This is a genomic window from Bradyrhizobium sp. HKCCYLRH2047, assembly GCF_051168175.1.
Classification (GTDB): domain Bacteria; phylum Pseudomonadota; class Alphaproteobacteria; order Rhizobiales; family Xanthobacteraceae; genus Bradyrhizobium.
Map to the genome: position 1 here is coordinate 363,984 of NZ_JBNPUM010000007.1, position 25,706 is coordinate 389,689.

Below are 25,706 nucleotides of genomic sequence, written 5' to 3' on the forward strand. Positions count from 1 at the left end.
TCCATTTGTGCATGGCATCTGGCGCTGGCCTGGACCCATCCGACACCGCAGGTTTCGACAACGGCTTGGGAAGTTGAGGGAGTTCGCGGTGAGCTCAGATACCGTCGTCTACGCGGCCCGCAGGATCGTGACGATGAATCCGTCACGCCCGTTTGCGACGCACGTTGCGGTGCGGGAGGGGCGGATCGTTGCCGTTGGCAGTGAAGCGGAGATCGCGCAATTCGCTCCTGATGGTCGGATCGACACGCGCTTCCGCGACAAGGTGCTGTTACCTGGGTTCGTCGAGGGCCACAGCCACATCATGGAAGGCATGATGTGGTCGCTGCCCTATGTCGGGGCCTTCGAACGGCGCTCGCCGGAGGGCAGGGCGGTCGCCGGCGTTCCCAACATCGATGCGATCGTGGCACGCCTCCGCGAGGCCGAAGCCGGGATGGCTGATCCGAACGCAACGCTGTTCGCATGGGGTTTCGATCCGCTGCATATCGGTGGTGAGAAGCTGACGCGCGAAGCACTGGACCGGGTCTCGACGACGCGGCCGATCATGGTGATCCACGCCAGCTTCCATATCAGTGTGGTCAACACGCTGGTGCTGGAGCGCACGCAGCTTCTGCATGCCACCGACATCTCCGGTGTCGTCGCCGGAGCCGGCGGTCTGGCCAGCGGCGAACTGCAGGGTATCGCAGCCCGGCTGCGGGCGTTCCGCTTGGTGGGCAATCCGCTGTCGGAGCTGCTGACCATGTCCGACGTGCAGCGCTACGCGTCATCGGCCTGCGTGCAGGGCGTCACCACGATCACCGATCTGCACAACGATCTCACCGACAACACGTTGGACCTTTATCGCTCCGCGACGCAGCAGGCGGAGTTCGGTGTGCGCCTGGTACCGGCGCTGGCCTCGGCCACGCATCCTCCGGACAAGGCCATCGAAAAGATCGCGGCGCTGCGCGAGTCCGGCAACGACAAGCTGCATTACGGCATTGTCAAGCTGGTCGTCGACGGGTCGATCCAGGGCTTCACGGCCCGCCTACGGTGGCCTGGATATCACAACGGCGCGCCGAACGGCCTCTGGTACATCGCGCCGGAGGAGCTGCCGCGCCTGGTCGAGCTCTACCACAAGGCCGGCATCCAGCTTCACATCCACACCAATGGCGACGAGGCGACCGAGCTTGCGCTGGACGCCGTGGAAAAGGCGCAGACCGCTCACCCGCGGCTGGATCATCGCCACACGCTGCAGCACTGCCAGATGGCCGACGCCGCGCAGTTCCGCCGCATGAAGGCGCTCGGTCTTTGCGTCAACCTGTTTGCCAATCACGTCTTCTACTGGGGCGATTCCCACTACGAGCTGACGATGGGACCAGAGCGGGCGAACCGCCTCGATGCGACAGGCACGGCACAGCGGATCGGCGTTCCCTACTCGATCCACTCAGATGCGCCGGTCACACCGCTGTCGCCGCTGTTCACCGCGTGGTGCGCCGTGAACCGCGTCTCCTCGTCGGGCCGCAAGCTCGGTGCCGAGACCGAGGCGCTGAGCGTGGAGCAGGCGCTGAGTGCCATCACGATCGGCGCAGCCTACACGCTCAAGCTCGATCATCTCATCGGCAGTATCGAGACCGGCAAGTACGCGGACTTCGCGGTCCTGGAGCAGGATCCATTGACGGTCACGCCGGAGACATTGAAGGACGTTGCGGTCTGGGGCACTGTCGTCGGCGGCATCGTCAAGGAAGCGCCGCGCGCATGACGGCATCCGCGCCCATTCCGTTCACCGTGATCGGCGGCTTTCTCGGCGCCGGAAAGACGACGCTGCTCAACCGTCTGCTGTCGGCTAGCACCGAGCGCTGCGCCGTGCTGGTGAACGATTTCGGCGAGATCAATGTTGATGCCGCGCTGATCCGCAGCCACGACGGCACGACGATGTCGCTCACCAATGGCTGCGTCTGCTGCAGCATCGGGACGGGCTTTCTCGATACGCTGGCGCGGCTGCTCGACGATATCGGGCGCTTCGATCGCGTGGTGATCGAGGCCAGCGGCGTCGGCGATCCCTGGCGCATCGCGGAGATCGCGCTGGTCGAGCCGTCGCTGCAGCTCGACGGCGTCGTCGTGCTGGCCGATGCAACCCGCATCACGGTGCAGTGCGAGGACCGGCACATCGGCGAGACCATCCGCAATCAGTTCGCCAAATGCGACGTGGTGCTGCTGAGCAGATGCGATCTGGCCAGCGAGAGCCAGCGCAAGGCGGCGTGCGCCGCCATCGGCGCCATCCGGCCGAATGTGCCGATCGAACAATTGTCGACCCTGACGCCTGTGCATCAGGCGGTCTTCGGGCGGGGGCGGGCGGCGCGTTTCCGCGCCGATCTGGTCGCGGAGACGGTCGACCACGAGAACGACTTCCGTCGCTGGACCTATCAGCGGGCCGGACGTTTCAATCGCGACAGGCTGGCCGCCGCGGTGGGCGCCCTGCCGCGCGAATTGCTGCGGCTGAAGGGAATTTGCCGGGTCGACGGCGACGGCCGCGCGCAGGTGTTCCAACTGGTGTCGCGCAACTGGTCGCTGACGCCGGCCGAGGATGGTCCGGCGACCGCGTCGGAGACGATCACGCTCGCCGGCGTGGGGACCGCGGATCTGCCATCGGATCAGGAGCTCGACGCGATCCTCGACCATGCCCTGTCTACCGCAGCGTGACGCAATGACATCAGAGCCCATTGGACCACCACGCCAGTTTCTCATCATCCACCCGGTCGTGAATCAGGAAGCGGGATAGCCATGTTGATCAGACGACATTTTGTGCTCGGAGCTCTCGGTCTCGTCGCGGCCACGGCCGCATCCCCCGCGGCGCAGGCGCAGTCATCCGGCGGCAACACCTTGGTGGTCGCGACCACGCAGGTGCCGCGGCATTTCAACGGCGCCGTGCAGTCGGGCATGGCGACGGCCATGCCGACCGCCCAGATCTTCGCGAGCCCGCTGCGCTATGACGACAAGTGGAATCCGCAACCTTATCTGGCGCAGTCCTGGGAGGTCGCGGCTGACGGGCTTTCAGTCACGCTTCACTTGGTGAAGGACGCCGTCTTCCACGACGGCCACCCCGTGACGTCCGAGGACGTCGCATTTTCGATCATGGCCATCAAGGCCAACCATCCGTTCCAGACGATGCTGGCGGCGGTCGACAAGGTCGAGACGCCTGATCCCGCGACCGCCATCCTCCGTCTGAAAAACCCGAGCCCGTCGCTGCTCCTGGCGATGTCGCCGGCGCTGATGCCGATCCTTCCCAAGCACATCTATGGCGACGGCCAGGACCTCAAGACGCATCCGGCCAATCTGAAGCCGATCGGGTCCGGCCCGTTCAAGCTGACCGAGTACAAGCAGGGCGAATACTACACGCTGGAGAAATTCGACAAGTTCTTCATCCCTGGCCGGCCCAAGCTCGACAAGATCGTGGTCAGGCTGGTGTCGGATCAGAATGCGGCCGTCGTCTCGCTGGAACGCGGCGATTTCAACGCGTTTCCCTTCATCGCAGGCGCGCGCGACATCGATCGTCTGCAAAAGTCGCCGAACCTTGTCGTGACCGACAAGGGCATGGCGGGCGTCGGCCCGCTCAACTGGCTTGCCTTCAATACCAAAAAGAAGCCGCTCGATGATGTCCGCGTGCGCCAGGCCATCGCCTATGCGGCCAATCGCGACTTCATCGTCTCCAAGCTGATGGGCGGCAAGGCCACGCCGTCGCTGGGGCCAATCGCACCGGATTCGCCGCTCGCCGAAGCCGCCGTCGAACCCTACAAGGTCGACTACGCCAAATCGGCCGCGCTGCTGGATGCTGCCGGCTACGCCAAGGGGGCGGACGGCTCGCGTTTCTCGCTGACCATCGACTACATTCCGGGCGGCGACGAGCAACAGCGCAACGTCGCCGAGTACCTGCGCTCGCAGCTCAAGCGGGTCGGCATCAATCTCGAGGTGCGCGCCGCGCCGGATTTCCCGACCTGGGCGCAGCGCGTCTCGAACTTCGATTTCGACCTCACCATGGACACCGTCTACAACTGGGGTGACCCGGTGATCGGCGTCAACCGCACCTATCTGACGTCGAACATCCGCAAGGGCGTCATCTGGTCGAACACGCAGCAATACTCCAATCCCAAGGTGGACGAGCTGTTGCAGGCGGCGGCGGTCGAAACCTCGCCCGAGAAGCGCAAGGCGCTGTACTCGGAGTTCCAGAAGATCGTCGTCTCGGATGTGCCGATCTACTTCATCAACGTCAGCCCGTACTACAATGCCTTCGCCAAGGGGCTCGGCAATCTCCCGAACTCGATCTGGGGCATGATGTCGCCGCTCGACGAGCTCTACTGGGAAACGCCGCCGAAGACCTGAGGCGGAGCTATCCCCGGTTTCGTGAGAGCCACGAGGAGACTTGCTGCACCATGGCATTCGCCACCCATCTGGCCCGGCAGATCATCAATGCTGTCGCGCTGCTGATCGCCGTGCTGGTGCTCAACTTCTGCCTGATCCATCTTGCTCCCGGCGATCCCGTCCAGGTGATCGCCGGCGAGATGGGCGGCGCATCGGCGGAGGTCGTCGCGGCACTGCGGGCCAAATACGGCCTCGACCAGAGCCTGTTGCAGCAGATCTCGATCTATCTCGGCAACGTCGCGATGGGCGACTTCGGCTACTCCTACTATTTCAACCAGCCCGTGCTCGGCCTGATCCTGCAGCGGCTGCCGGCGACGCTCTATCTGACCCTGTGCGCCTTGTCCGGTGCGCTCGCGGTCGGCACCTTGCTCGGTGTGGTCAGCGCGCGGCGGCCGAACGGCCTGTTCAGCCACGCCGTCACCGTGGTGTCGCTGGCGGGCTATGCCGCGCCGATCTTCTGGACCGGGCTGATGTTGCTGCTGCTGTTCGGCTCGGTATGGCCGATCCTTCCGGTTGTCGGCATGACGGACGTGGTGAATCCCAAGCAGGGCTTCGCCTACGCGCTCGATGTCGGCCGCCATCTGGTGTTGCCGTCGCTGACGCTCGCACTCGTGTTCATCGCCCAATACAGCCGGCTGGCGCGCGTCAACATGATCGAGGCACTGTCCGCCGACTATGTCAGGACCGCCCGCGCCAAGGGGCTCCCGGAATGGCTGGTGGTCGGCAAGCACGCGCTGCGCAATACGCTGATCCCGATCGTGACCGTCGCCGGCCATCAGTTCGGCAATCTGTTCGCCGGCGCCGTGCTGGTCGAGACCGTGTTCAGCTGGCCCGGCATGGGCCGGCTGGTGTTCGATTCCATCCTGCGTCGCGACTATCCGACCCTGATGGCGGTGCTGTTCTTCTCTGCGCTGATGGTGATGACCGCCAACATTCTGACTGACGTGGTCTACCGCCTCGTTGACCCGCGAATTCGGACAGGACGGCGATGACGGTGATCGAGAGCACCTCGCAGGTGTCGACGTTGCCGGCCGATCTGCCCGCGCGAACCGCCGCGTCGCCGGGCCGCCTGGCGCTGCGGCAGTTCATGAAGAGCCGGTCCGGCGTCGCCGGCGCCTGCATGCTGGTCCTGATCATCCTGGTGGCCGTGGTCGGGCCGTCGCTCTATCCGGTCGATCCACTCGATCTCGTCGGCGCGCCGTTCATGCCGCCCGATGCCGATGCCTGGTTCGGCACCGACTATCTCGGCCGCGATGTCCTGGCCGGGCTGATTCATGGAGGGCGCGCGACGCTCGCGGTCGGTGCCGTCGCAGCCCTCATCACGATCGCAATCGGACTCGTGATCGGCGCGGTCGGCGGCTTTTTCGGCGGCGCCATCGATGCCACCATGGTCAAGATCACCGAGTTCTTCCAGATCCTGCCGCCATTGCTGTTCGCGATGGTGCTGGTAACACTGTTCGGGCCGAAGCTGACCACGATCACGCTTGCGATCGGCGGCGTGAGCTGGACCTCGGTGGCGCGGCTGACGCGGGCGGAGTTCATGCGGCTGCGCGATCTCGATTTCGTCAAGGCGTCGCGCGCGGCGGGCGCCTCCAACGCGAACCTGATCCTGCGCGTGCTGCTGCCCAATGCGCTGCCCGCGGTGATCGTGTCGGCGACGCTGGCGATCGGTGTCGCGATCCTGTTCGAGGGCGGGCTGAGCTTCCTGGGTCTGGGCGACCCGAACGTCATGAGCTGGGGACTGATGCTGGGCCAGAACCGCAACTACATTCTCGATGCCTGGTGGGCGGTGATGTTCCCGGGAGCGGCGATCTTCCTTGCGGTGCTCGCGATCAGCCTGGTCGGCGACGGTCTCAACGACGCGATCAATCCGCGTCTGCGGCGGAGGTCGTGATGAGTGCGCTGCTCGAAGTGGATGATCTCAACGTCAGCATGCGCAACGGGGCCGGCCGCCTCGTCCCGGTGATCGAGAACCTGTCGTTCACGGTCGCACCGGGGCGGACCCTGGCGCTGGTCGGTGAATCCGGCTGCGGGAAGAGCATGACGGCGCTGGCCCTGATGCGGCTGCTGCCGGAGGATTTCGTCATCACCTCCGGCCGCATCGTGCTGGAGGGCAGGGACGTCCTGGCCTTGCCGCCGAAGGAGATGCGGGGCTTGCGCGGCAGCGCTATGTCGATGATCTTCCAGGAGCCGATGACGGCGCTCAATCCGCTGTTCACCGTGGGTGATCAGATCGGAGAGGTGCTGCGCTGGCACCAGGGGCTCGATCGCGCGGCGGCGCGCTCGCGCGCCATCGAGCTGCTCCGCGCCGTGCAGATTCCGGCGGCCGGGCAGCGGATCGATGCCTATCCTCACCAGCTCTCGGGAGGCATGCGCCAGCGCGTGATGATCGCAATGGCGCTGGCCGGGCGGCCGAAGCTCTTGATCGCCGATGAGCCGACCACCGCGCTCGACGTCACCGTGCAGGCGCAGATCTTCGACCTGCTGGCCGAGCTGCAACGCAGCACCGGCACGGCGATCCTGCTGATCACCCACGATCTCGGCGCGGTCGCAGAGCTCGCGGACGAGATGCTGGTGCTCTATGCCGGACGCTGCATCGAGGCGGGGGCCGCGGACGCGATCGCGACAGCGCCGCGTCATCCCTATACGCGGGGTCTGCTGAACTGTGTTCCGCACCTCGCCCTTGGCGAGCCGCCGCGGCCCTGGGTCGATCTCGGCGAGATCCCCGGCATGGTGCCGCCACTCGGCGCGCGCGGTGCCGATTGCGCCTTTCTCGCAAGATGCGCGCAGGCCCGCGACATCTGCCGTGCGAAGCTGCAGCCTGCGCTCGAGCCGATTGCCCCGGGGCACGCCGTGTCGTGTTGGCGCAGGACGGAGATCGCGGCATGAGCATGGCGGAAGCCATCCGCGGGACAGGCGCCCAAGAGGTGCTGCTCGACGTCAACGACCTCGTCGTGCATTTTCCGGCCGGCCGCCGCCATGGCAAGCCGTCCTTCGTGCACGCGGTCGACGGCGTCAGCTTTCGCGTTCGCCGCGGCACCACCTTCGGCATCGTCGGCGAGAGCGGCTCGGGCAAGTCGACCACCGCGCAGGCCGTGATGCGGCTGGTGCCGGCGACATCCGGCCAGATCGTGTTCGGCAACCGCGACATTGCGGGCCTCACCGGCCAGCCGCTGCGCGAGGTGCGGCGGCATCTGCAGATCGTGTTCCAGGACCCGTTCTCGGCGCTCAATCCGCGCCGCCGCGCGGGCGATCAGATCCGCGAGCCCCTCGACCTGCTCGGAATCGGGACGCGCAGCGAGCGCGACGAGCGGGTGCGCAGGCTGCTGGCCGAGGTTGGATTGCCGCCGCAAGCCGCCGACCTGTTTCCGCATCAGTTTTCCGGCGGCCAGCGCCAGCGTTTGTGCATCGCTCGGGCGATGGCGCCAGAGCCCGACCTGATCGTCTGCGACGAGGCGGTGTCCGCGCTCGACGTGGCGATCCAGGCGCAGATCCTCAATCTGTTGAAGCGGCTGCAGCGCGAGCGCGATCTCACTTACATCTTCATCTCGCACGATCTCGGCGTGATCCAGAAATTCTGCGATGAGGTCGCGGTGATGTATCTCGGCAAGATCGTCGAGCAGGCGCCGGCGGCCGACATCTTCGCCGCGCCCCGTCATCCCTATACGTGGTCGCTGATTGCGGCCGCCGCGCCGCCCGGCCCGATGCGTGAGGACCTCAAGCGCCGCTATCTCGTCAAGGGCGATCCGCCGAGCCCGGTCGATCCGCCGCCCGGCTGCCGTTTCGCGCAGCGCTGCCCGATGGCGATCGACGAATGCACGCAGCGTCTCCCCGTTCTGGATGCAATCGGATCACATCATTACGTTGCGTGCCACCGTGCTGCCGAGCTGCCCTGAGACAAGCGGGCCGTGCAATCGCGCGATATCAGCTCGGCGCACGCGAGCCTGCTCGGCTCCAGCTGGAGTATGAGGTCGACTGATCGCAGAGCTCGGGCCCAGGTCGCCGCGAGACAGCCCAGTCATGCCTGCTGTTTGAAACGTGGAGAAGGGCCCAGACTATTCCGCGCTGGCGTTGCCATGTGTCCTTTTCCAGGAGCCCTTCGACGAAAGCCCGTTCGTGGACATGCATCGGCCGTCCGCGCCGTCGTGCAACACGAACCGGACTATGCACCCGCTGGAAAGACATGGATGTTGGCCAGTCAATCAACCGATTGGTTGAGACCCGGATTCGTCGGCTCAGGGGGCCGGCGCGAAATGATCGGCGTGGTCCGGAAATTGCTTGACTAAGTGTGGTGCCTGTCTCAGCGTCATCAGCGCGAGGACACGGCAGATGTCCCGAATGGAGTGAAATCGAGGAGGGGAGGCCATGCTGATGCTTTTGGGCCGCTCGGACGCGGCAACCAGCGAAGCCGTGCACTTCGCCCAGTCCATATTGGACGGATCGGCGACAGCATTTTATGAGATCGACGGAGGGTACAATCTCCAGCGCTTCCTGTTGTCGGGCATTCCGGAGCCGTTTCACCGGCAGTATCTCGAGGGCATGAGCGAGTTCGATCCGCAGCATCCGCGTCACGCGGGAGCTCTTGCGGTCGCGCGGCTGAGCAGGACGATGTCTGGCAAACAGCCCGACGAGATGGCGCCCTACCGCGCCTTCGTCGATCAGTGCGGGATCGTCGATATGGTCGACTTCTTCTTCCGGCGTGATGACCAGATCGTCGCCGGCATGAGTGTCGCATGGAACAAGGATGCACGGATTCCTGAGGGGGCTGAGGCCATCGCCCAGAAGATTCATCAGTATCTTCAATTCAACCTTGTCGGCCGGCCAGCCGGGTCCGAGGACGGGCAACGCTACGGTCTGACCAGCCGCGAGATGGATGTGGTGCGGCTCCTGTGCTGCGGCCGCACCAATCGCGAGATCGGCGAATGTCTGAAGATCGGCCAGGCGACGGTGAAGACGCACCTGATCCACATCTTCGAGAAGCTCGGCGTGGAAACGCGATCCGCCGTCGTGGCGCTGATGGCGCGGCCGAACTAGCGCGCGGCCGCTCTCGCTCAGGTGCTTGCGAGGCCGTGGTCGATGGCGGCGGCGATTGTTCTCGCATCGTCGGCGGTGATGATCAGAGGCGGCGACAGGATGATGTTGCTGCCGGAGACGCGCACCATCACGCCGGCCTCGTAGATCGCATCGGCGATCCTGCCGACAGTCTTCTTGTCGAGCGCCTTCTTCGTGGCGCGATCCGCCACCAGCTCCAGCGCGGCCATCAATCCCTTGCCGCGGACATCTCCCACGATGTCATGCTTCTGCTTCAGCGCGGCGAGCGCGTCGTTGAGCACGATGCCCGAGGCTGCGGCCTTTGCATCGAGTTGCAGCCGCTTGGTTTCAGCCAGCGCGGCAATGCCGGCGGCGCAACCCACCGGGTGACCCGAATAGGTGTAGCCGTGGCCGATCGAGCCGAAGCTGGTCTCGTCGCTCTCGAACGCCTCTGCCATCTTGTCGCCGATCATGGTTGCCCCCAGCGGGAAATAGCCTGACGTGACCGCCTTCGCGATCGTCATCATGTCCGGCTTGACGTTCCAGAGCCGTGCGCCGGACCAGGCGCCGGTGCGGCCGAATCCGGTGACGACCTCGTCCGAGATCAGCAGGATGCCGGTGCGGTCGCAGATCTCGCGCACGAGTCCCATGAAGCTGTCATGCGGCACGATCACGCCGCCGGCGCCCAGCACGGGCTCCATGATGAAGGCGGCGATGGTATCCGCGCCCTGGAATTCGATCTCATCGACCAGCGCATTGGCACAGAGCTGCGCGAGCTTGGCCGCATCGGTCTCGTTGAACGGATTGCGATAGGTCCAGGGCGAGGGGATGTGGTGGGCGCCCGGCAGCAGCGGCTCGTAGTTGCGGCGGAAATTGGCGTTGCCGTTGACCGACGCGCCGCCGAAATGCGTGCCATGGTAGCCCTTTTTGAGCGACAGGAACTTGGTGCGGTCGCGCTGACCCTTGATCTTCCAGTACTGCCGCGCAAGCCGCAGCGCCGTCTCGACGGAGTCGGAGCCGCCCGAGGTGAAGAACGCCCGGGTCATGCCTTCGGGCTTGAACCATTCGGTCAGCTCGTAGGCAAGCTCGATCGCCGGGCCTGTCGACACGCCGCGGAAGCCGGAATAATACGGCAGCTCGCTGAGCTGATCGGCAATCGCCTGCTTGATCGGGTCGCAGCTATAGCCCAGCGTCACGTTCCAGAGGCCGCCGACCGCGTCGAGCACCGACTTGCCATGGATATCGGTGACGTGGACGCCCTCGCCCTTGGCGATGATGCGCGGCGGATGGTCCCGCATCTCCTTCGGATGCGCCATCGGGTGCCAGATGCGCCGGGCGTTGTTCTCGATGAGAAAGTTGATGTCGCGCATGGAGTGCTCCGATGGTGGTCAGTCGAAAACGAGGCCAAGCATCTGCAAGGCCTGACTATACGATTTTTCGGGGTGCCGGACATCGAACCAGACGGTCGACAAGCCGCAGGCGACCGCGCCGTCGATGTTGCGCTGCTGGTCGTCGACGAAGACGCAGGCTTGCGGCGCGAGCCGCAGAGCGTCGCACGTCGCCAGGTAGGCGCGGCGATCAGGCTTCAGGATCCCCGTGTGCGTGGCATCGATGATGACGTCGAAATGCGCGAGCAGCGGCAGCCGGTGCCGAAAGTCCTCACCATAGAAGAGGTCGAGCTCGTTGGAGAGAATGGCAAGCTTGCAGCCGGCGCGGCTCGCAATGCGAATGGCGCGCTCGGCTTCGGGACGGATGACCAGCGCCGGATCGGCGCCGCGCGCGCGGCGCACGAAGGTCTGCATGTCGCGCCAGTCCTCGCCGACGAGCCTGCCGACCTCGCGGCTTCGGGCCGCCCAATAGTCGCGCTCGGACAACTCGCCACGTTGCATGGCCGACCAGAGCGGATCGCTGTCCTCAGCAAACGGGCCGCGCCAAGTCAGCGTGCCCGCGGCAAGGCCGAGCACGGCCTCCGTTGCGTCGTGGGTTTCGAACAGGGTCTTTGAGATCACCCCGCCGAAATCCAGAACCAATGCACGTGACGAGGCGGCGGTCATCGCTGCTCCGCGTGGGGCACGCCGGCCGGGATGATGCCGCCGGCAACCCAGCGATCGAAGATCGCGAGCACCTTTGCAGCGAAGCCCTTGTCGTTGATGTGGTCCTCGATCTCATGCAGCTCGACCGGCGGATGCAGGGCGCCGCGCATTTCCGTGACGAAGGCGTCGAGGCCCTCCGGATCATGCAGCGGCTCGCCGTCCTGATCCCATTGCTGGATCCCGCCGGCCGGGAGCACAAACGCAACTGGCGCATTCATCGCAGAGAGCTTGGCCGCGATCGCGCGCGCGATCCGGCGCCGGTCGGCGGGACGCGACGTCGCGGAAGCGAGCAGACGATTATGCGCGTGGAACGGGCGGTCGGCGAGCTCGGTCGGCACCGGCAGCCAGGCGGGGAAGTCCACCATGTCGATGGCGCCGGGCGCCACGATCTGCGGAATGCCGTTGCGGCCCGCATTCGTCAGCCGATCGGAGCCGGAATTCACCACCGAGCCCATCAGCTGATTGGCGACCTCCTGCAGGCTGAGATCGAGCACCGCGGCAAATCCGCGATGCGCAGCGATCGACTCCATCGCGCGGCCACCCATGCCGGTGGTATGAAAAACCACGACCTCGTAGCCGCGCGCCTCGAGCTGAGGCTTCAGATCGACCATGTAGCTCAGGCAGCTCTTGCCGAGCGACGTCAGCGCCACGATCGGCCGGTCGGGCCGCGGCCTGATCGCGCTGCGGGCTGCGCCGACGATCGCACCGCAGCCTTGCGACAGCACCGCGGTGCAGGTGCCGTTGAGGCCATAGAGCCCGCCCGCCCACAGGATCATCATCAGATCGGCCGCGATGCGTTCCGGCGGGATCAGATGCGAGAACGCGATCGTCGAGACGATCAGCTTGGGAAAGCCGAGCGGCAGCGCAAGTGCGACGTCGAGCGCCAGGTCGGTGCCCATGGTGCCGCCGATCGCGATCATGGCGTCGATCTCACCTTGGTCGCATAACCGTCGTGTCAGGCGCGCCGCGCCGCGTGCCATCAGGGTCATCGACGAGTTCTCGTCGCCGCTGGCGATCACCGCTTCGATCGTCGTGTCGGCAGCGGCAGCCACGGCATGCTTGTCGTGCGCTGCCGCGTAGGGAGGATCGCCGAGCACGCTGATGTCCATCATGACGGCCTCGCCGCCGGCGCCGCCGATGCAGCGCTGCATGAACAGGAGCTCGTCGGCCTTGGTATCGCCGGTGCCGATCAGCAGGATGCGCGGAGGTGATCTGTTGGTCATGGTCTTGGAATGTCGTCTCGAATGCGAGGAGGGCGGCAATCTGTCGTCGTGAGCAGCCGAGTGGTGCCCGCAACCTATGAAGTTGTTGCAATGCATGACATCCACCTATCGGTGGATTGCGAGAAAAGGCTCATCCGGCTGAATGAGGTACGATCGGACTCGGCAGCGTGGCGATCGATCAGCCGGTTCTTTACAGGGCTCCTTCATGTTACAATCCGAAATCGACGCGTTGCGTGGAGCGGCTGTCTCTGCGCAACGGCTCTTCATCGCCGGTGCCGTTGCCGAGAGTTCGGCCGGCAGTCGTTTGGACGTGATCTCCCCGATCGATGGCAGGCGGCTGACGACGATTGCTGACGGCAGCGCCGAAGATATCGATCGCGCGGTGCTGGCCGCGCGACGAGTCTATGACAGCGGAGCATGGTCGCGCGCGGCGCCCGCGGAGCGCAAGACGGTGCTGCTGCGATTCGCCGATCTCGTCGAGCGCCATGCGCTCGAGCTCGCGGTGCTCGGCGTGCGCGACAACGGCACCGAGATCGGCATGGCCTACAAGGCGGAGCCGCTGTCGGCAGCAGGCTCCATCCGCTACTACGCGGAGGCCATGGACAAAGTCTATGGCGAGATCGCGCCCACCAGCCGCGATGTGCTCGGCTTGATCCATCGCGAGCCGCTCGGCGTGATCGGCGTGATCGTTCCATGGAACTTTCCGTTGATGATCGGCGCCTGGAAAATCGCGCCCGCGCTTGCCGCCGGAAACTCCGTGGTGGTGAAGCCGCCAGAGACCGCGTCGCTGACGCTGCTGCGCCTGGCGGAGCTGGCGAGCGAAGCCGGTTTGCCCGAAGGCGTGCTGAACGTCGTCACCGGGCGCGGCGCCACCGCCGGCGAGGCGCTGGCCCTGCACATGGATGTCGACGTTCTGGCGTTCACGGGGTCGGGAGCAGTCGGGCGACGGCTGCTGGAGTATTCGGCGCGCTCAAATCTGAAGCGAGTCTATCTTGAGCTCGGCGGCAAGTCGCCGAACGTGGTCTTCAACGATGTCGTGGACATCAAGCAGGCCGCCAAGGTGTCGGCGAACGGCGTCTTCCGCAACTCCGGTCAGGTTTGCGTGGCCGGCTCGCGGCTGCTGGTACAGTCCAGAATCTATGACCGGTTCTTGAGCGAGCTGCTCGCGGTCACAGCCAAGCTCAGGGTCGGCGATCCCCTCGATCTCAGCTCCGATATCGGCGCCGTCAACAGCGATGCTCAATTGCGCAAGAATCTCGACGTCGTACGGCAGGCGGAGGAGGAGGGGGGAGAGCGGCTGTGTGGGGGTGAGCGGCTGCATGAGACCGGCGGCGGCTACTACATGGCTCCGACAATCTTCGCCGGTGTGAGCCCCGGCATGCAGCTGTGGCGCGAAGAGGTGTTCGGCCCTGTGCTTGCGGTGACGCGGTTCGAGGATGAGGACGATGCGGTGCGGCTCGCCAATGCGAGCGTCTACGGACTGGCCGCCGCGGTCTGGACCGGATCGCTCCGGACAGCGCATCGGATGGTGCGCGCGATCAATGCCGGCGTGGTGCATGTCAATACCTATGGCGGCACTGATCTGACGGTGCCGCTCGGAGGTTTCAGGCAGTCCGGCTTCGGCCGCGACAAGTCGCTGCACGCGCTCGACGAATACACCGATCGGAAAACCGCCTGGATTGCGCTATGACGCCGCCAGCACATCCGGCGCTCGACCGGCTGATCGACGCGGAGCAGGCGCGCTTCCTGCGCGAACATCCGCGCTCGGCGGCCGCGTGGCGGGAGGGGCAGCGACACTTCCTGTATGGCGGCCCGTCGCACTGGATGCGTCGCTGGGCGGGCGGCTTTCCGGTCTATGTCGATGCGGCGTCCGGTGCCCATGTCAGGGATATCGACGGTCGCGATTATGTCGACTTCTGCCTTGGCGATACGGGCGCGATGTGTGGCCACGCGCCCGAGGCCGTGACGCGAGCGGTTACGCGGCAGATCGCGCGCGGCGCCACGATGATGCTGCCGACCGAGGACAGTCTTTGGGTCGGCGCCGAGCTGTCGCGCCGCTTCGGTCCCCGCTATTGGACCCTGACGACCTCGGCAACCGATGCCAACCGCGCGGCCATTCGGATAGCACGCATGATCACCGGTCGTGCCAAGGTCCTGGTGTTCTCCGGCTGCTATCATGGCGGGGTCGACGAGGCGCATGTCGAACTTCGCGACGGGCGGGTCGGGCTGCGCAACATGATTCACCCAAATGCAGTCGCCTATGACGCCGTGGCGAAGGTGGTCGAATTCAACGACGTTGCGGCGATGGAGATGGCGCTTGCGGAAGGCGATGTCGCCTGCGTGCTCACCGAGCCCGTGATGACGAATTTCGGCATGATCCCGGTCGCCGACGGGTTCCACCGCGCCCTGCGCGAGGCGACGCGGCGCGCCGGCACCGTGTTGATCATCGACGAGACGCATACGTTGTCGTGCGGGCCGGGCGGCTACACCGCGCTTCACGGGCTTGCGCCGGACATCCTCGTCGCCGGCAAGGCAATCGCCGGCGGCATTCCGGCCGGTGTTCTCGGTCTCGATGAGGCCGTTGCCGAGCAGCTGTGGCACATCGTGCCACAGGTCAATCCGCGGCAGCGACAATCGGCGCACCTTGGGTTCGGCGGCACGCTGGCTGGCGGCGCGTTGGCGGTGGCCGCGATGCGTGCCGTCCTGGAGGACGTGCTGACGGCCCCAGCCTATGCACGCATGATTGGACATGCCGAATGCCTCGCCGCGCGGGTCGGAGACTTGATCTCCCGCAACGCTTTGCCCTGGCACGTGACCCAGATCGGCGCCCGCATCGAGATCATGTTCATGCCTGATGCGCCGCGCAATGGAGCCGACGTGATCGCGGCACGACAGCCGGATCTCGAGACGTTGATGCACGCCTACTACATGAACGAGGGCATCCTGATCACGCCGTTTCACGGAATGCTGCTGACCTGCCCTGCAACATCGTCCGCCGATGTGGACACGCATGGCGAGATTTTCGAGCGCTTCGTCGGGCTGGTCCGAGATGCAGGAGTGATCTGATCGTGGCGTCGCCGTTCGACCTGACGGAGCGCGTTGCTCTGGTGACCGGCGGCGGCCGGGGTATCGGCGCTGCGATCGTGACGCGGCTGGCGGAGGCGGGAGCTCACGTCGTGATCGCCAATCGCTCGCGTAATGTGGCCGAATCGCTCGCGGCCGATTTGGGCGGACGGCATCTCGCGGCGAGCGTCGCGGGGTTCGATAAACTCGATCGTGGCGGTCTGCACGAGCTCGTGAGTGACGTGGCTGGCCGTTTCGGCCGGCTCGACATTCTGGTGCACAACGCAGGCGGCTGTCCCTGGGCCGGCATCGAGGAGCTCGACGAAGACAAGCTCGATCAGGCCATGTCGATCAACCTCACCGCGGCCATCTGGCTCATCCAAGCGGCCGTGCCGTTCATGCGCACGCAGCAATATGGGCGAATTTTGGTGACTTCGTCGATTTCGGCCCGGCTGGCGATGGGGGGAGGCGCGCACTACTCGGCCGCAAAGGCAGCGATAAACGCATTCATCCGAGGCACGGCCTTCGAATTGGCGCGCGACGGGATCACGGCAAACGCCGTGGAGCCGGGGTTCATCGCCAAGCCCGGGCGAGGGACCTTTAGCACTCCCGAAAATCTGTCCCGGGTCGCTCGCCATATTCCGATGGGACGGATCGGGACTGCCGACGACGTTGCCTACGCGATGCTTTATCTCGCCTCCGAGCAGGCCCGCTACGTCACCGGGCAGACCATTGTGGTCGACGGGGGAGCGACGCTTCCCGAGACGGGCTTTGCAGTCGAACGACAATGGGGCTGATGCGCGAGCCGTTGGCGCCGCAGTAGCCGCGCGCCGCGGCGATTACTCATCAACAAATGAAGGCCAGTCGTGACACCGATCGACGCGAACGGGTCGCCGGGAGCGGCCCGTGGTCGTGTGCGGGGCGGCCGTCCGTCCGGCAGGTACGGGACTCGCTGCGTCATCAACCAAACGGCTGATTGTGACAGGCGGACGCGCGGAACAAGCTCAGGGCGCAATCGGGATCGGGGAATGAGCGAGATCAAGACTAGCGCCGACATGCTGTTCCGAAACGGGCGGATCTACACTGTCGATCCCGGCCGTCCCTGGGCAAGCTGCGCGGCGGTGAAGGCAGGGCGCTTCGTCGCCGTCGGCGAGGAATCCGACATCGAACCCTTCGTCGGCAGCGACACCGAGGTGGTGGATCTTGCGGGCCGTATGGCCATGCCGGGCATCGTCGACATCCACAACCACATCATGATGGGTGGTCAGGCCGATCTCTACGAGCTGCGCTTTTCGTCGAGCCATTCGATCAGCGAAATCGCGGGTGCCGTGAGGGGGGCGGCGGAGAAGGCGGCTCCCGGAAGCTGGATCGTCGGTGGACAGTTCGGCAACGACCTGTTGCAAAGGCTCAACACCGATGCCGCGGCAGCGGAGCTCAACGCTGCGAGCCTCGGCCACCCCGTGCTGCTGCGCGACGACAGCTATCACAATCGCTGGGCGAGCGCCGAGGCGTTACGGCTCGCAGGTGTCACCGAGGAGACGGAGAACCCCGTCGACGGCGAGATCGGCCGGGATCTCGACAGTGGCAGGCTGACCGGGCTGATGGTGGAAGCAGCCTCGGGCATCATCGAGCGCGCGCTCGCGAAGGTCGGCCATTACACCGCGGAGATGGACCGCGCTGCGGTCGCCCGTTCGATCGCCGTGCTGAACTCGTTCGGCGTTACCGGCTTCGTCGACGCCGCGAGCATGCAGCCGATCCTGGCCGCGCTGAAGGGGCTTGACGACCGCGGCGAGTTGTCGGCGTGGGCGGTCTGCGCCATGCCCATCGTGGAGCCCGGCTTCATGTTCGGCACCTCGGGCGAGGAACTGTTCGCGTTGCGCGATCAGTATCGCTCCGCCCACGTGAAGCCCGACTACGCCAAAATGTTTCTCGATGGCGTCCCCGGCGCCAAGACGGCCGCTTTTCACGAACCCTACGTGGCCGATCCCGTGCGCGGCTGCTGCTTTCGCGGCACCACCATGCTGACCGTGCCGGAGCTGATCCGCTGGCTCGGAAAATGCGAGAAGCTCGGCCTCGCGGCCAAGATCCACTGTGCCGGCGATGCCGCCGTCACGCAGGCGCTCGATGCAATCGAGGTGGTGCGCTCGTTCAACGGGCCGACGGCACTCATCCATCACGTCGCGCATGCGAGCTACATTGCGCCCGACGATATCCGGCGCTTCGCCGATCTCGGTGTCGCGGCCGACCTCTCGCCGATCATCTGGTTTCCGACGGTCTTCCTCGAGGCGCACAAGGCAGCGATGGGCGCGGAGCGGGCACAGCGGTTCTGGCCCAATCGCGATCTGAAGCTGGCCGGTGCGTTGATGGCCGGCGGCTCGGACTGGCCGGTCATCCCGAACCCGGATCCCTGGCACGGCATCGAAGGCATGGTGACGCGACGCAATCCAGCGGGCGACTTTCCCGGCCTGGCGCTCTGGCCCGAGCAGGCGCTCGACCTGGCAACAGTGATCGAGATCTACACCATCGATGCCGCGCGAGCCGCTGGCCTCGGCGGCTTCACCGGATCGATCGAGGTCGGCAAGTCTGCCGATTTGATCGTACTGAACCAGCCGCTCTTCGAGATCCCTGCTGATCAGCTCGCGGAAACGATTGTGCAGATGACCTTCTTCGAGGGGCGCAAAGTCTATGAGCGAAACCATGAGCAGTGACTCGCTCATTCCAATCACCGTTCTGACCGGCTTTCTCGGTAGCGGCAAGACCACTGTGCTGAACCATCTGTTGCGTCAGCCCGGCATGGACGGGGTGGTCGCGATCATCAACGAGTTCGGCGAGGTCGGCCTCGATCATCTCCTGGTCGAGACGAGCGAGGAGCGCTTCGCACTGCTCGACAATGGATGTGTCTGCTGCTCGGTCCGCGAGGATCTCGTCGCGCTGCTCGACGACCTGTCGTCGCGTCAAGCCAGAGGTGCGCTACCGCCGGTCCGGCGCATCCTGGTCGAAACCACCGGTCTTGCCGATCCGGTGCCGGTGCTGCACACGTTGATGACGGCGCCGAGCGTGGTCGCGCGCTATCGGATCGATGGTGTCGTGGTGACTGTCGACGCGGTCAACGCGATCTCCTCGTTCGAGAGGCACGAAGAAGCCGTCAAGCAGATCGCGATGGCCGACCGGATCTTGTTGACAAAATCCGATCTCGCCGAAGCTGGGACCCTCGCTGCGGTGGAGCAGTCGATCCGCTCCATCAATCCGACGGCCCCCGTCATCCGCGTGGCGCACGGAGCGATCGCGCCGGACGCCGTATTCGAGGCCGGCCTGTTCACGCCGCAGGTGCGATCGGAGCGGGTCGAAGCCTGGTTTGCAGCGGCCGCCGCGGCCCACGCGCAGCCGCATCCTGATCATCACGCGTACGGCAAGCGCATCTCTTCCTTCAGTCTGGTCGTGAACGAGCCGATCCGCTGGGCCGCCTTCTCGCGCTGGCTGGACTACGTCGTCGCGCTCAAGGGAGACGACCTGCTTCGGTTCAAGGCGCTGGTCAACGTCGAAGATCGGCCGCAAGGGCCCTTGGTGGTGCACGCGGTGCAGCATGTGCTGCATCCGCCGATCGCGCTGGAGTCATGGCCGTCGGACGACTGCAGCTCCCGCCTCGTGTTCATCGTCCGCGATATTGCCGCCCACGCCATCGAGCACACGCTCGCGCGTTTCGGCGAAATCAGTCGCGACAGCATTGCGCGGCCGGCTGCATGAGACCGGCGGCTTTCCATTAACGCTTGATTTGCAGGAGACATGTCGTGACGAAGATCGGTAGCGGGAAGGTCAGTCGGCGCAGCCTGCTCAAGGCCGCCGGAACGGCAGGATTGGCGGCGGCCAGCAATGTGCCGCTGGTGAATATTGCAGGAGCCGCGTCGAGTACCATCAAGATCGGCTGGTGCGGCTGCCTTTCGGGAGTACGCGCCCCCTTTGCCGAGCCGGATCCCTGGATCCACGAGCGGATGAAGGGTCTGGTGAAGGACGGTCTGAAGATCGGCGGCAAGAACTACGCCGTGGAGTTCGTGATCAAGGACGATCAGTCCGATCCCAACCGTGCGTCGGTGGTGGCCAGCGAGCTCGTACTGCGAGAGAAATGCGATCTCATCCTGGTCGAGGATGGCGATGCGGAGATCCCGATCGGCGAGCTGGCGGATGCGCGCGGCGTGCCGACGATTTCGACCATGCTGCCCTGGCAAGGCTGGATGTTTCCGCGCAAATCCACGCCCGATAAAGGCTTCCCCTACACGTTCCATTTCTTCTGGGGCGCCGACGACGTCGTGAAGAATTTCGTCGGCATGTGGCAGTCGGTCGAGACCAACAAGAAGGTCGGGACGCTCTACATCGACAATCCCGCAGGCACGGCGTTTTCCGATCAGAAGCTCGGCCTGCCGGCCGGCATCAGGCAGGCCGGCTTCCAGGAGGTCTCGACCGGCAGCTTCCAGATCGCAACCGATGACTTCTCCAATCAGGTGTCGACCTTCAAGAATGCCGGTGCGGACATCGTCTCGGGCTTTGCCTACGGCAATCATTGGGTCACGTTGTGGAACCAGGCCGCGCAGGCCGGCTTCAAACCGCAGATCTGCACCGTCGCGGCGGCTTTCCTGTTTCCAAGCGCGGTCAATGCGCTCGGCGACCGCGGCGACGGCATGTCGACGGAGGTGTGGTGGACGCCAGCCTATCCGTTCAGATCCTCGCTCACCGGCCAGAGTGCCGCCGAGCTTGCGGCCGAGTGGGAGAAGACGACCGGCAAGCAATGGACGCAGCCGATCGGCTATGCGCACGCGCTCTGGGAGGTCGGCTTCGCGGCGCTGCGCAACAGTGATCCCAAGGACAAGACTTCGCTGCGCGATGCCATCGCCGGGCTCGATCTCGAGACCGTCGTCGGCCCGGTCAAATTCAAGGGTAGCCCGATTAAGAACGTCGCGGTGACCTCGCTGTCGGGCGGGCAATGGCGCAAGACCAAGAGCGGCAAGTCGCCCTACGAGCTCCTGATCGTGCACAATGGCACCGCGCCGTTCATCCCGAAGCAGGCCGATCTCGCACTGCTGTCGAAGCTCGCCTGAGGGATGGCCGCGTGCTGCGCGTAAAGAATCTCTGCAAGAATTTCGGGGTCATCCGGGTTGCGGATGACCTCGACTTCGAGCTCGCTCGCGGCGAGTGCCTCGGCGTGATCGGTCCGAACGGCGCCGGCAAGAGCTCGATTCTGAACCTGATCGTCGGACTGATCAAGCCGGATGCCGGCACGATCATGCTCGATGGCCGCGATATCACCGCCGAGCCGCCGCATCGCCGGGCCCGGCTCGGCATCGGCCGCGCCTTCCAGATTCCGCAGCCATTCCCCCATCTGTCCGTCTATGAAAACGTGCTGGTCGCCGCAACCTATGGCGGCCGCCTGCACGGCGCCGCGGCCACCGACTGGGCCATGGAGGTGCTTGGCCGCACCTCGCTCGCCGGCAAAGCGGATCGCGTCGCCGGCGCCTTGCCGCTGATCGACCGCAAGCGGCTCGAATTCGCCAAGGCGCTCGCCTCCAGGCCGCGCCTGATCCTGCTCGACGAGATCGCTGCCGGACTGACCGAGCCGGAGGTCGAGCGGCTGATCGACATCATCGCGGGCGTGAAGGCCGATCACGCCATGATCTGGATCGAGCACATTCCGCACGCCCTGCGCGCCGTCGCCGATCGCATCCTCGTGCTGAATTTCGGTCGCAAGGTGCTGGATGGACCGCCTGCGGAGGTGATGGAGAGCCGGACGGTCAAGGAAATCTACATGGGGCTCACGGCCGATGACATTGCTTGAGGTGGCGGGCCTCGACGTCTTTCACGCCGATCTGCAGGCGGTGTTTGGTCTCGACTTTACGGTCGCCGAGCGCGAAGCCGTGGCGCTGGTCGGCGCCAATGGCGCTGGCAAGACCACCTTTCTGCGTGCGCTGGTCGGACTGATCGACAGCAAGCGCGGCAGCGTCCGGTTCGCCGGCGGCGACATCGTGAACATGCCGGCCGAGCGCATCGCGCGGCTCGGCCTCGGCATGGTGCCCGAGGGGCGCATGCTGTTCGATACGCTGACCATCGAGGAAAACCTCCTGATGGGGCAGGTGAGCAGGCGGCCGGGGTCGTGGACCCTGCGGCGCGTGTACGACCTGTTTCCGGCGTTGCAGGAGCGGCGCAACCACATGCCGCAGCAGCTCTCCGGCGGGCAGCAGCAGATGGTCGCGATCGGCCGCGCGCTGATGTGCAATCCGCGCCTGCTGCTGTGCGACGAGATTTCTCTCGGCCTGGCGCCGGTCATGGTGGAGCAGATCTACGGCGCGTTCGCCGACATTCGCAGCGAAGGGACGGCGCTGGTGCTCGTCGAGCAGGACGTCAAGCGCGCCGCGAGTGCGAGCGACCGCATCTACTGCCTGCTCAAGGGACGCGTGTCGCTGTCGGCGAGCGCAGGCGAGGTCGGTCTCGCCGAGCTGACGCAAGCCTATTTCGGAATGTAAGCGAGGGGACATGGCCTGGTTGGAGACGCTGGTGAACGGGGCGCTGCTGGGCGGGCTATACGGCCTGCTCGGCATCGGGCTTGCGCTCGTTTTTGGCGTGATGCGGCTGGTCAACATTGCCCATGGCGAGTTCATGGTGCTGGCGGCCTATCTCGCCGTGATGCTCGTCGGCCTGTTTCCGCAGGTGCATCCGCTGTTCGTGCTGATCCCGGTTGTGGTCGCGGCGTTCGGCGTCGGCTATCTCTATCAGGCAGCTATCATGAACCGGGTGGCCCGCGCGCCGGACCCGCTGGCGCCGCTCTTGCTGACCTTCGGGGTTTCGATCGTGCTGCGCAACCTGATGGTCGAGATCTTCGGCGCCGACGTCAGGGGATTGCAGCTCGGCGAGCTCTCCCGCGCGAGCATCAGTCTGTTCGGGCTGACCATCGGCGTCATGCCGTTGCTGACGCTCGGCGTGGCCGTGTTGTTGTTCCTGCTGCTGCAATGGGCGCTCAAGCGCACGGTGTTCGGCCGCATCGTGCGGGCCACCGCGGACCGGCGCGACATCGTCCGCCTGTTCGGCGTCAGGCCGGACATGGTCTACAACTACGTCATGGGCCTGTCGCTGGCGCTCGGCGCCATCGGCGGCGTGCTGCTGGCGGTTCGCTCAAGCTTCACCCCGTTCTCCGGCGTCGAACGCCTGCTGATCGCCTTCGAGGTCGTGGTGCTCGGCGGCATCGGTTCGTTCTGGGGCGCGCTGCTCGGCGGCATCGTGCTCGGCATGGCGCAGCTCGCCGGCCTGAAATGGGACGCGAATGCGGGCCTGCTCTATGCGCATCTGTTGTTCTTCGTGATGCTGCTGATCCGGCCCGCCGGCCTGGTCGCGAGCAGGGCGTGATCCGATGAGAGCAATCGTGATCTCCTCGACCATCGCGGCGGCGCTGCTCGTCGCCGGCCCATGGCTGCTCGGCGAGGGCACCTTGCGGTTTGCGACCGAGTGCCTGCTGGTGCTGGCGATGGCGCAGATGTGGAATCTGCTGGCCGGGTATGCCGGGCTGGTGTCGTTCGGTCATCAGGTGTTCGTCGGCATCGGCGCCTACGGTCTGTTCCTGATCTCCGATACGTTCGAGCTGTCGCCTTACTGGGTTCTGCCGGTCGCGCCGCTGGCCTGCGCGACCGTCGCTGCGATCATCGCGCTGCCATTGTTCCGGCTGCGCGAGGCGTATTTCTCGATCGCGATGTGGGTGTTCTCGGAGATTGTTGCCGCCCTCGTCATGAAGGCCGGCTGGCTTGGCGGGACGTCGGGCCTGCCGCTGAAATCGAGCCGGCTCATGGATCTCGACTGGTTCGAGCCGGCGCTGTTCTGGATGGCCGGGACGCTGGCGCTCGGGACAATCGGCGGCCTGTTTGTTCTGATGCGCTCCGGCTTCGGACTCGGCCTGATGAGCGTGCGCGACAACGATCTGGCGGCAATGAGCGTCGGCGTCGACGTCCAGCGCAATCGCTTCATCGTGTTCGTGTTGTCCGCCGCCGGCTGCGGGCTTGCCGGCGCGGTCTCCTTCCTGGGCAACCTCTATGTCTCGCCCGCCGCGGCGTTCGACGTGAACTGGGTGGTCTACATGATGTTCGTCGTGATGATCGGCGGCATCGGCACGCTGGAAGGGCCGATCATCGGCACGGTGATCTTCTTCGGCTTGCGCGAGCTGATCACCGACCAGCTCGGACTATCCGCCGGCTGGTACCTCGTCGCGCTGGGTTCGGTCGCCGTGATCATCATGTTGTGGTCGCCGCGCGGGCTGTGGCCGCCGCTGCGCGATCGATTCGGGCTCAATTTTCTCGGCGTCGGCCGGACAGCCCCTGCCGCGCCCGCGCTTGCTCCGCTGGCCGACAAGGCCGGACAAATGGGATAATGCGCCATGTCTGTGAACGGAATGCCGACCACCGCGACGGCTCCCGACGAGATCTGCTTTCTCAGCGCCACGGAGCAGCGCAAGCTGCTCGCCTCGCGGCGCATCAGCGCGCGCGAATTGCTGGACCTGCATCTCGATCGCGTGAAGCGCGTCAATCCATCCTGCAACGCCGTGGTCGCGCTGGATGAGGAGGGCGCGCGCCGTCAGGCCGTCGCCGCCGACGCGATAATGCCGCGTGGCGAGCAGGCCGGGCCGCTGCATGGCCTGCCGATGACGATCAAGGATTCCTTCGCCGTGTCGGGCATGGCCGCGACCTGCGGGCTCGAAGACTTGCGCGACCATCGCCCGCCGTCGGACGCCGTCGCCGTGGCGAAGATCCGCGCCGCCGGCGCCGTGATGTTCGGCAAGACCAACCTGCCGGCGGGAGCGGCGGACCACCAGTCCTGCAACACGCTGTTCGGCCTGACGCGCAATCCGTGGGACGGCGAGCGCACCGTCGGCGGCTCCTCCGGCGGCTCGGCCGCAGCGCTCGCCGCCGGGCTGACGTCGCTGGAGCTCGGCAGCGACATCGGCGGCTCGATCCGTGTGCCCGCGCATTTCTGCGGTGTCCATGGTCACAAGCCGAGCTACGGCCTCGTCAGCACCGAGGGCCACATTCCGCCGCCGCCCGGCCATATCGCACCTGCTGAGCTCGGTGTCGCCGGCCCGTTGGCGCGCAGCGCGTTCGATCTCGAGCTGCTGTTCGACGTCGTCCAGGGCATGTCCGAGATCGAGGCTGCAGGGGCCGAGCTGCGGCTGCCGCGCGCACGGCATCAGGATCTCCGCGCCTTCCGCGTGGCGGTGTGGAGCGATGCAAAGTCCTATCCGCTCGACAATGGCTACGCGGCGGCGATCGACGCCTTCGTCGATGATCTCGTTCGCCTCGGCGTGACGGTCGACAGGGAGGCGCGTCCGCCGATCGATCCTGCTGCGAGCTACCAACTCTACCTGCAGACCTTGTTCGGCATCATCGGGGCCGGGCTGCCGCCGCCCGCCCGCGACGCGCTGCTCGCCGCGGGGGAGCAGGCGGAGCAGGGCAGCTACGCGCGCCGCGTCGCCGACGCGGTCAGCCAATCCTTGCCGCAGCATCTCGCCGCGGCGGAGCAGCGCCATCAGCTCTATCGCGCCTGGCGTCGCTTCTTCGCCGACTACGACGTGCTGATCTGCCCGGTGACGCCCACGGTGGCGTTCCCGCACGATGTCGAGCGGCTCGATCTCGCCGCGCAATTCACCCGTCGCCTGGCCGTGGATGGCGGCACAGTTCCGTACATGGACAATCTGGCCTGGCCCGGATTGGTCACCGTCGCCAACCTGCCGGCCACGGCCATTCCGACCGGCCGCAAGGTCGGCAGCGTCCCCGCCGGGGTGCAGGTCGTGGGACCGTATCTCGGCGATCGCACCACGCTGAAGTTTGCCCAATTGGTCGAGCAGGCCCTGGGCGGCTTCGCCCGGCCACCCGGCCTCTGA

At 65.8% G+C, this 25,706-nt stretch carries 22 protein-coding genes; 19 read left to right on the forward strand and 3 right to left on the reverse strand.

The features are described from left to right. The first annotated feature begins 88 nt into the window (after window positions 1-88). The 8 genes from ACQR1D_RS19135 (at window position 89) to ACQR1D_RS19170 (ending at window position 9,426) form a co-directional block, all read left to right on the forward strand. Window positions 89-1,735 carry an amidohydrolase gene (locus ACQR1D_RS19135; RefSeq protein ID WP_315805012.1) on the forward strand — a complete coding sequence of 549 codons (1,647 nt, stop codon included), beginning with the start codon at window positions 89-91 and terminating at the stop codon, window positions 1,733-1,735. After that, window positions 1,732-2,676 (forward strand): CobW family GTP-binding protein, encoded by a 945-nt coding sequence (locus tag ACQR1D_RS19140; RefSeq protein WP_315805011.1) that lies wholly within the window; start codon window positions 1,732-1,734, stop codon window positions 2,674-2,676. The genes ACQR1D_RS19135 and ACQR1D_RS19140 overlap by 4 nt, the downstream gene beginning before the upstream one ends. A gap of 81 nt (window positions 2,677-2,757) precedes the next feature. Further along, window positions 2,758-4,353 carry an ABC transporter substrate-binding protein gene (locus ACQR1D_RS19145; protein WP_315805010.1) on the forward strand — a complete coding sequence of 532 codons (1,596 nt, stop codon included), beginning with the start codon at window positions 2,758-2,760 and terminating at the stop codon, window positions 4,351-4,353. A gap of 50 nt (window positions 4,354-4,403) precedes the next feature. Beyond that, on the forward strand, window positions 4,404-5,384 hold the full coding sequence (locus ACQR1D_RS19150; protein ID WP_434839044.1) for an ABC transporter permease: 981 nt from the start codon (window positions 4,404-4,406) through the stop codon (window positions 5,382-5,384). Beyond that, window positions 5,381-6,286: an ABC transporter permease gene (locus ACQR1D_RS19155; protein ID WP_434839045.1), complete on the forward strand. Its 906-nt coding sequence runs from the start codon at window positions 5,381-5,383 to the stop codon at window positions 6,284-6,286. Before ACQR1D_RS19150 ends, ACQR1D_RS19155 begins: the two co-directional genes overlap by 4 nt. Beyond that, window positions 6,286-7,281 (forward strand): ABC transporter ATP-binding protein, encoded by a 996-nt coding sequence (locus tag ACQR1D_RS19160; RefSeq protein WP_434839046.1) that lies wholly within the window; start codon window positions 6,286-6,288, stop codon window positions 7,279-7,281. Before ACQR1D_RS19155 ends, ACQR1D_RS19160 begins: the two co-directional genes overlap by 1 nt. Continuing rightward, window positions 7,278-8,288: an ABC transporter ATP-binding protein gene (locus ACQR1D_RS19165; RefSeq protein WP_316239079.1), complete on the forward strand. Its 1,011-nt coding sequence runs from the start codon at window positions 7,278-7,280 to the stop codon at window positions 8,286-8,288. The genes ACQR1D_RS19160 and ACQR1D_RS19165 overlap by 4 nt, the downstream gene beginning before the upstream one ends. Window positions 8,289-8,757: 469 nt before the next feature. Further along, on the forward strand, window positions 8,758-9,426 hold the full coding sequence (locus ACQR1D_RS19170; protein WP_315805005.1) for a helix-turn-helix transcriptional regulator: 669 nt from the start codon (window positions 8,758-8,760) through the stop codon (window positions 9,424-9,426). A gap of 17 nt (window positions 9,427-9,443) precedes the next feature. Here the strand turns inward: ACQR1D_RS19170 and ACQR1D_RS19175 are convergent, their stop codons facing one another. The 3 genes from ACQR1D_RS19175 to ACQR1D_RS19185 are packed head-to-tail and all read right to left on the reverse strand — an operon-like array spanning window position 9,444 to window position 12,739. Beyond that, entirely contained in the window at window positions 9,444-10,793 is a 1,350-nt protein-coding gene (locus tag ACQR1D_RS19175; RefSeq protein ID WP_316218594.1) for an aspartate aminotransferase family protein, read from the reverse strand. An 18-nt stretch (window positions 10,794-10,811) separates the two neighbouring features. Continuing rightward, entirely contained in the window at window positions 10,812-11,477 is a 666-nt protein-coding gene (locus tag ACQR1D_RS19180) for an HAD family hydrolase (RefSeq protein ID WP_434839047.1), read from the reverse strand. Then, window positions 11,474-12,739 (reverse strand): Tm-1-like ATP-binding domain-containing protein, encoded by a 1,266-nt coding sequence (locus ACQR1D_RS19185; protein ID WP_434839048.1) that lies wholly within the window; start codon window positions 12,737-12,739, stop codon window positions 11,474-11,476. Before ACQR1D_RS19185 ends, ACQR1D_RS19180 begins: the two co-directional genes overlap by 4 nt. A 205-nt stretch (window positions 12,740-12,944) precedes the next feature. Here ACQR1D_RS19185 and ACQR1D_RS19190 point away from each other — a divergent pair, with 205 nt between their 5' ends. The 11 genes from ACQR1D_RS19190 (at window position 12,945) to ACQR1D_RS19240 (ending at window position 25,706) form a co-directional block, all read left to right on the forward strand. Then, complete coding sequence (locus tag ACQR1D_RS19190; protein ID WP_315805001.1) at window positions 12,945-14,429, forward strand: aldehyde dehydrogenase; 1,485 nt, start codon at window positions 12,945-12,947, stop codon at window positions 14,427-14,429. Further along, window positions 14,426-15,805 carry a transaminase gene (locus ACQR1D_RS19195; RefSeq protein WP_316218597.1) on the forward strand — a complete coding sequence of 460 codons (1,380 nt, stop codon included), beginning with the start codon at window positions 14,426-14,428 and terminating at the stop codon, window positions 15,803-15,805. Before ACQR1D_RS19190 ends, ACQR1D_RS19195 begins: the two co-directional genes overlap by 4 nt. 2 nt (window positions 15,806-15,807) lie before the next feature. After that, window positions 15,808-16,599, forward strand: coding sequence for an SDR family oxidoreductase (locus tag ACQR1D_RS19200; protein WP_315804999.1), 792 nt, complete (start codon window positions 15,808-15,810; stop codon window positions 16,597-16,599). Window positions 16,600-16,830: 231 nt separating this feature from the next. Further along, complete coding sequence (locus tag ACQR1D_RS19205; protein ID WP_315804998.1) at window positions 16,831-18,510, forward strand: amidohydrolase; 1,680 nt, start codon at window positions 16,831-16,833, stop codon at window positions 18,508-18,510. Continuing rightward, window positions 18,500-19,546 (forward strand): CobW family GTP-binding protein, encoded by a 1,047-nt coding sequence (locus tag ACQR1D_RS19210; RefSeq protein WP_434839049.1) that lies wholly within the window; start codon window positions 18,500-18,502, stop codon window positions 19,544-19,546. Before ACQR1D_RS19205 ends, ACQR1D_RS19210 begins: the two co-directional genes overlap by 11 nt. 44 nt (window positions 19,547-19,590) lie before the next feature. After that, on the forward strand, window positions 19,591-20,892 hold the full coding sequence (locus ACQR1D_RS19215; RefSeq protein WP_316218600.1) for an ABC transporter substrate-binding protein: 1,302 nt from the start codon (window positions 19,591-19,593) through the stop codon (window positions 20,890-20,892). 11 nt (window positions 20,893-20,903) lie between these two features. Continuing rightward, window positions 20,904-21,626 (forward strand): ABC transporter ATP-binding protein, encoded by a 723-nt coding sequence (locus ACQR1D_RS19220; RefSeq protein ID WP_434839050.1) that lies wholly within the window; start codon window positions 20,904-20,906, stop codon window positions 21,624-21,626. Continuing rightward, complete coding sequence (locus ACQR1D_RS19225) at window positions 21,613-22,311, forward strand: ABC transporter ATP-binding protein (RefSeq protein WP_434839051.1); 699 nt, start codon at window positions 21,613-21,615, stop codon at window positions 22,309-22,311. The genes ACQR1D_RS19220 and ACQR1D_RS19225 overlap by 14 nt, the downstream gene beginning before the upstream one ends. Window positions 22,312-22,321: 10 nt before the next feature. Further along, complete coding sequence (locus tag ACQR1D_RS19230) at window positions 22,322-23,188, forward strand: branched-chain amino acid ABC transporter permease (RefSeq protein ID WP_315804993.1); 867 nt, start codon at window positions 22,322-22,324, stop codon at window positions 23,186-23,188. Between the two features lie 4 nt (window positions 23,189-23,192). Next, window positions 23,193-24,200 carry a branched-chain amino acid ABC transporter permease gene (locus ACQR1D_RS19235; RefSeq protein ID WP_315804992.1) on the forward strand — a complete coding sequence of 336 codons (1,008 nt, stop codon included), beginning with the start codon at window positions 23,193-23,195 and terminating at the stop codon, window positions 24,198-24,200. A gap of 6 nt (window positions 24,201-24,206) precedes the next feature. After that, entirely contained in the window at window positions 24,207-25,706 is a 1,500-nt protein-coding gene (locus ACQR1D_RS19240) for an amidase (RefSeq protein WP_434839052.1), read from the forward strand.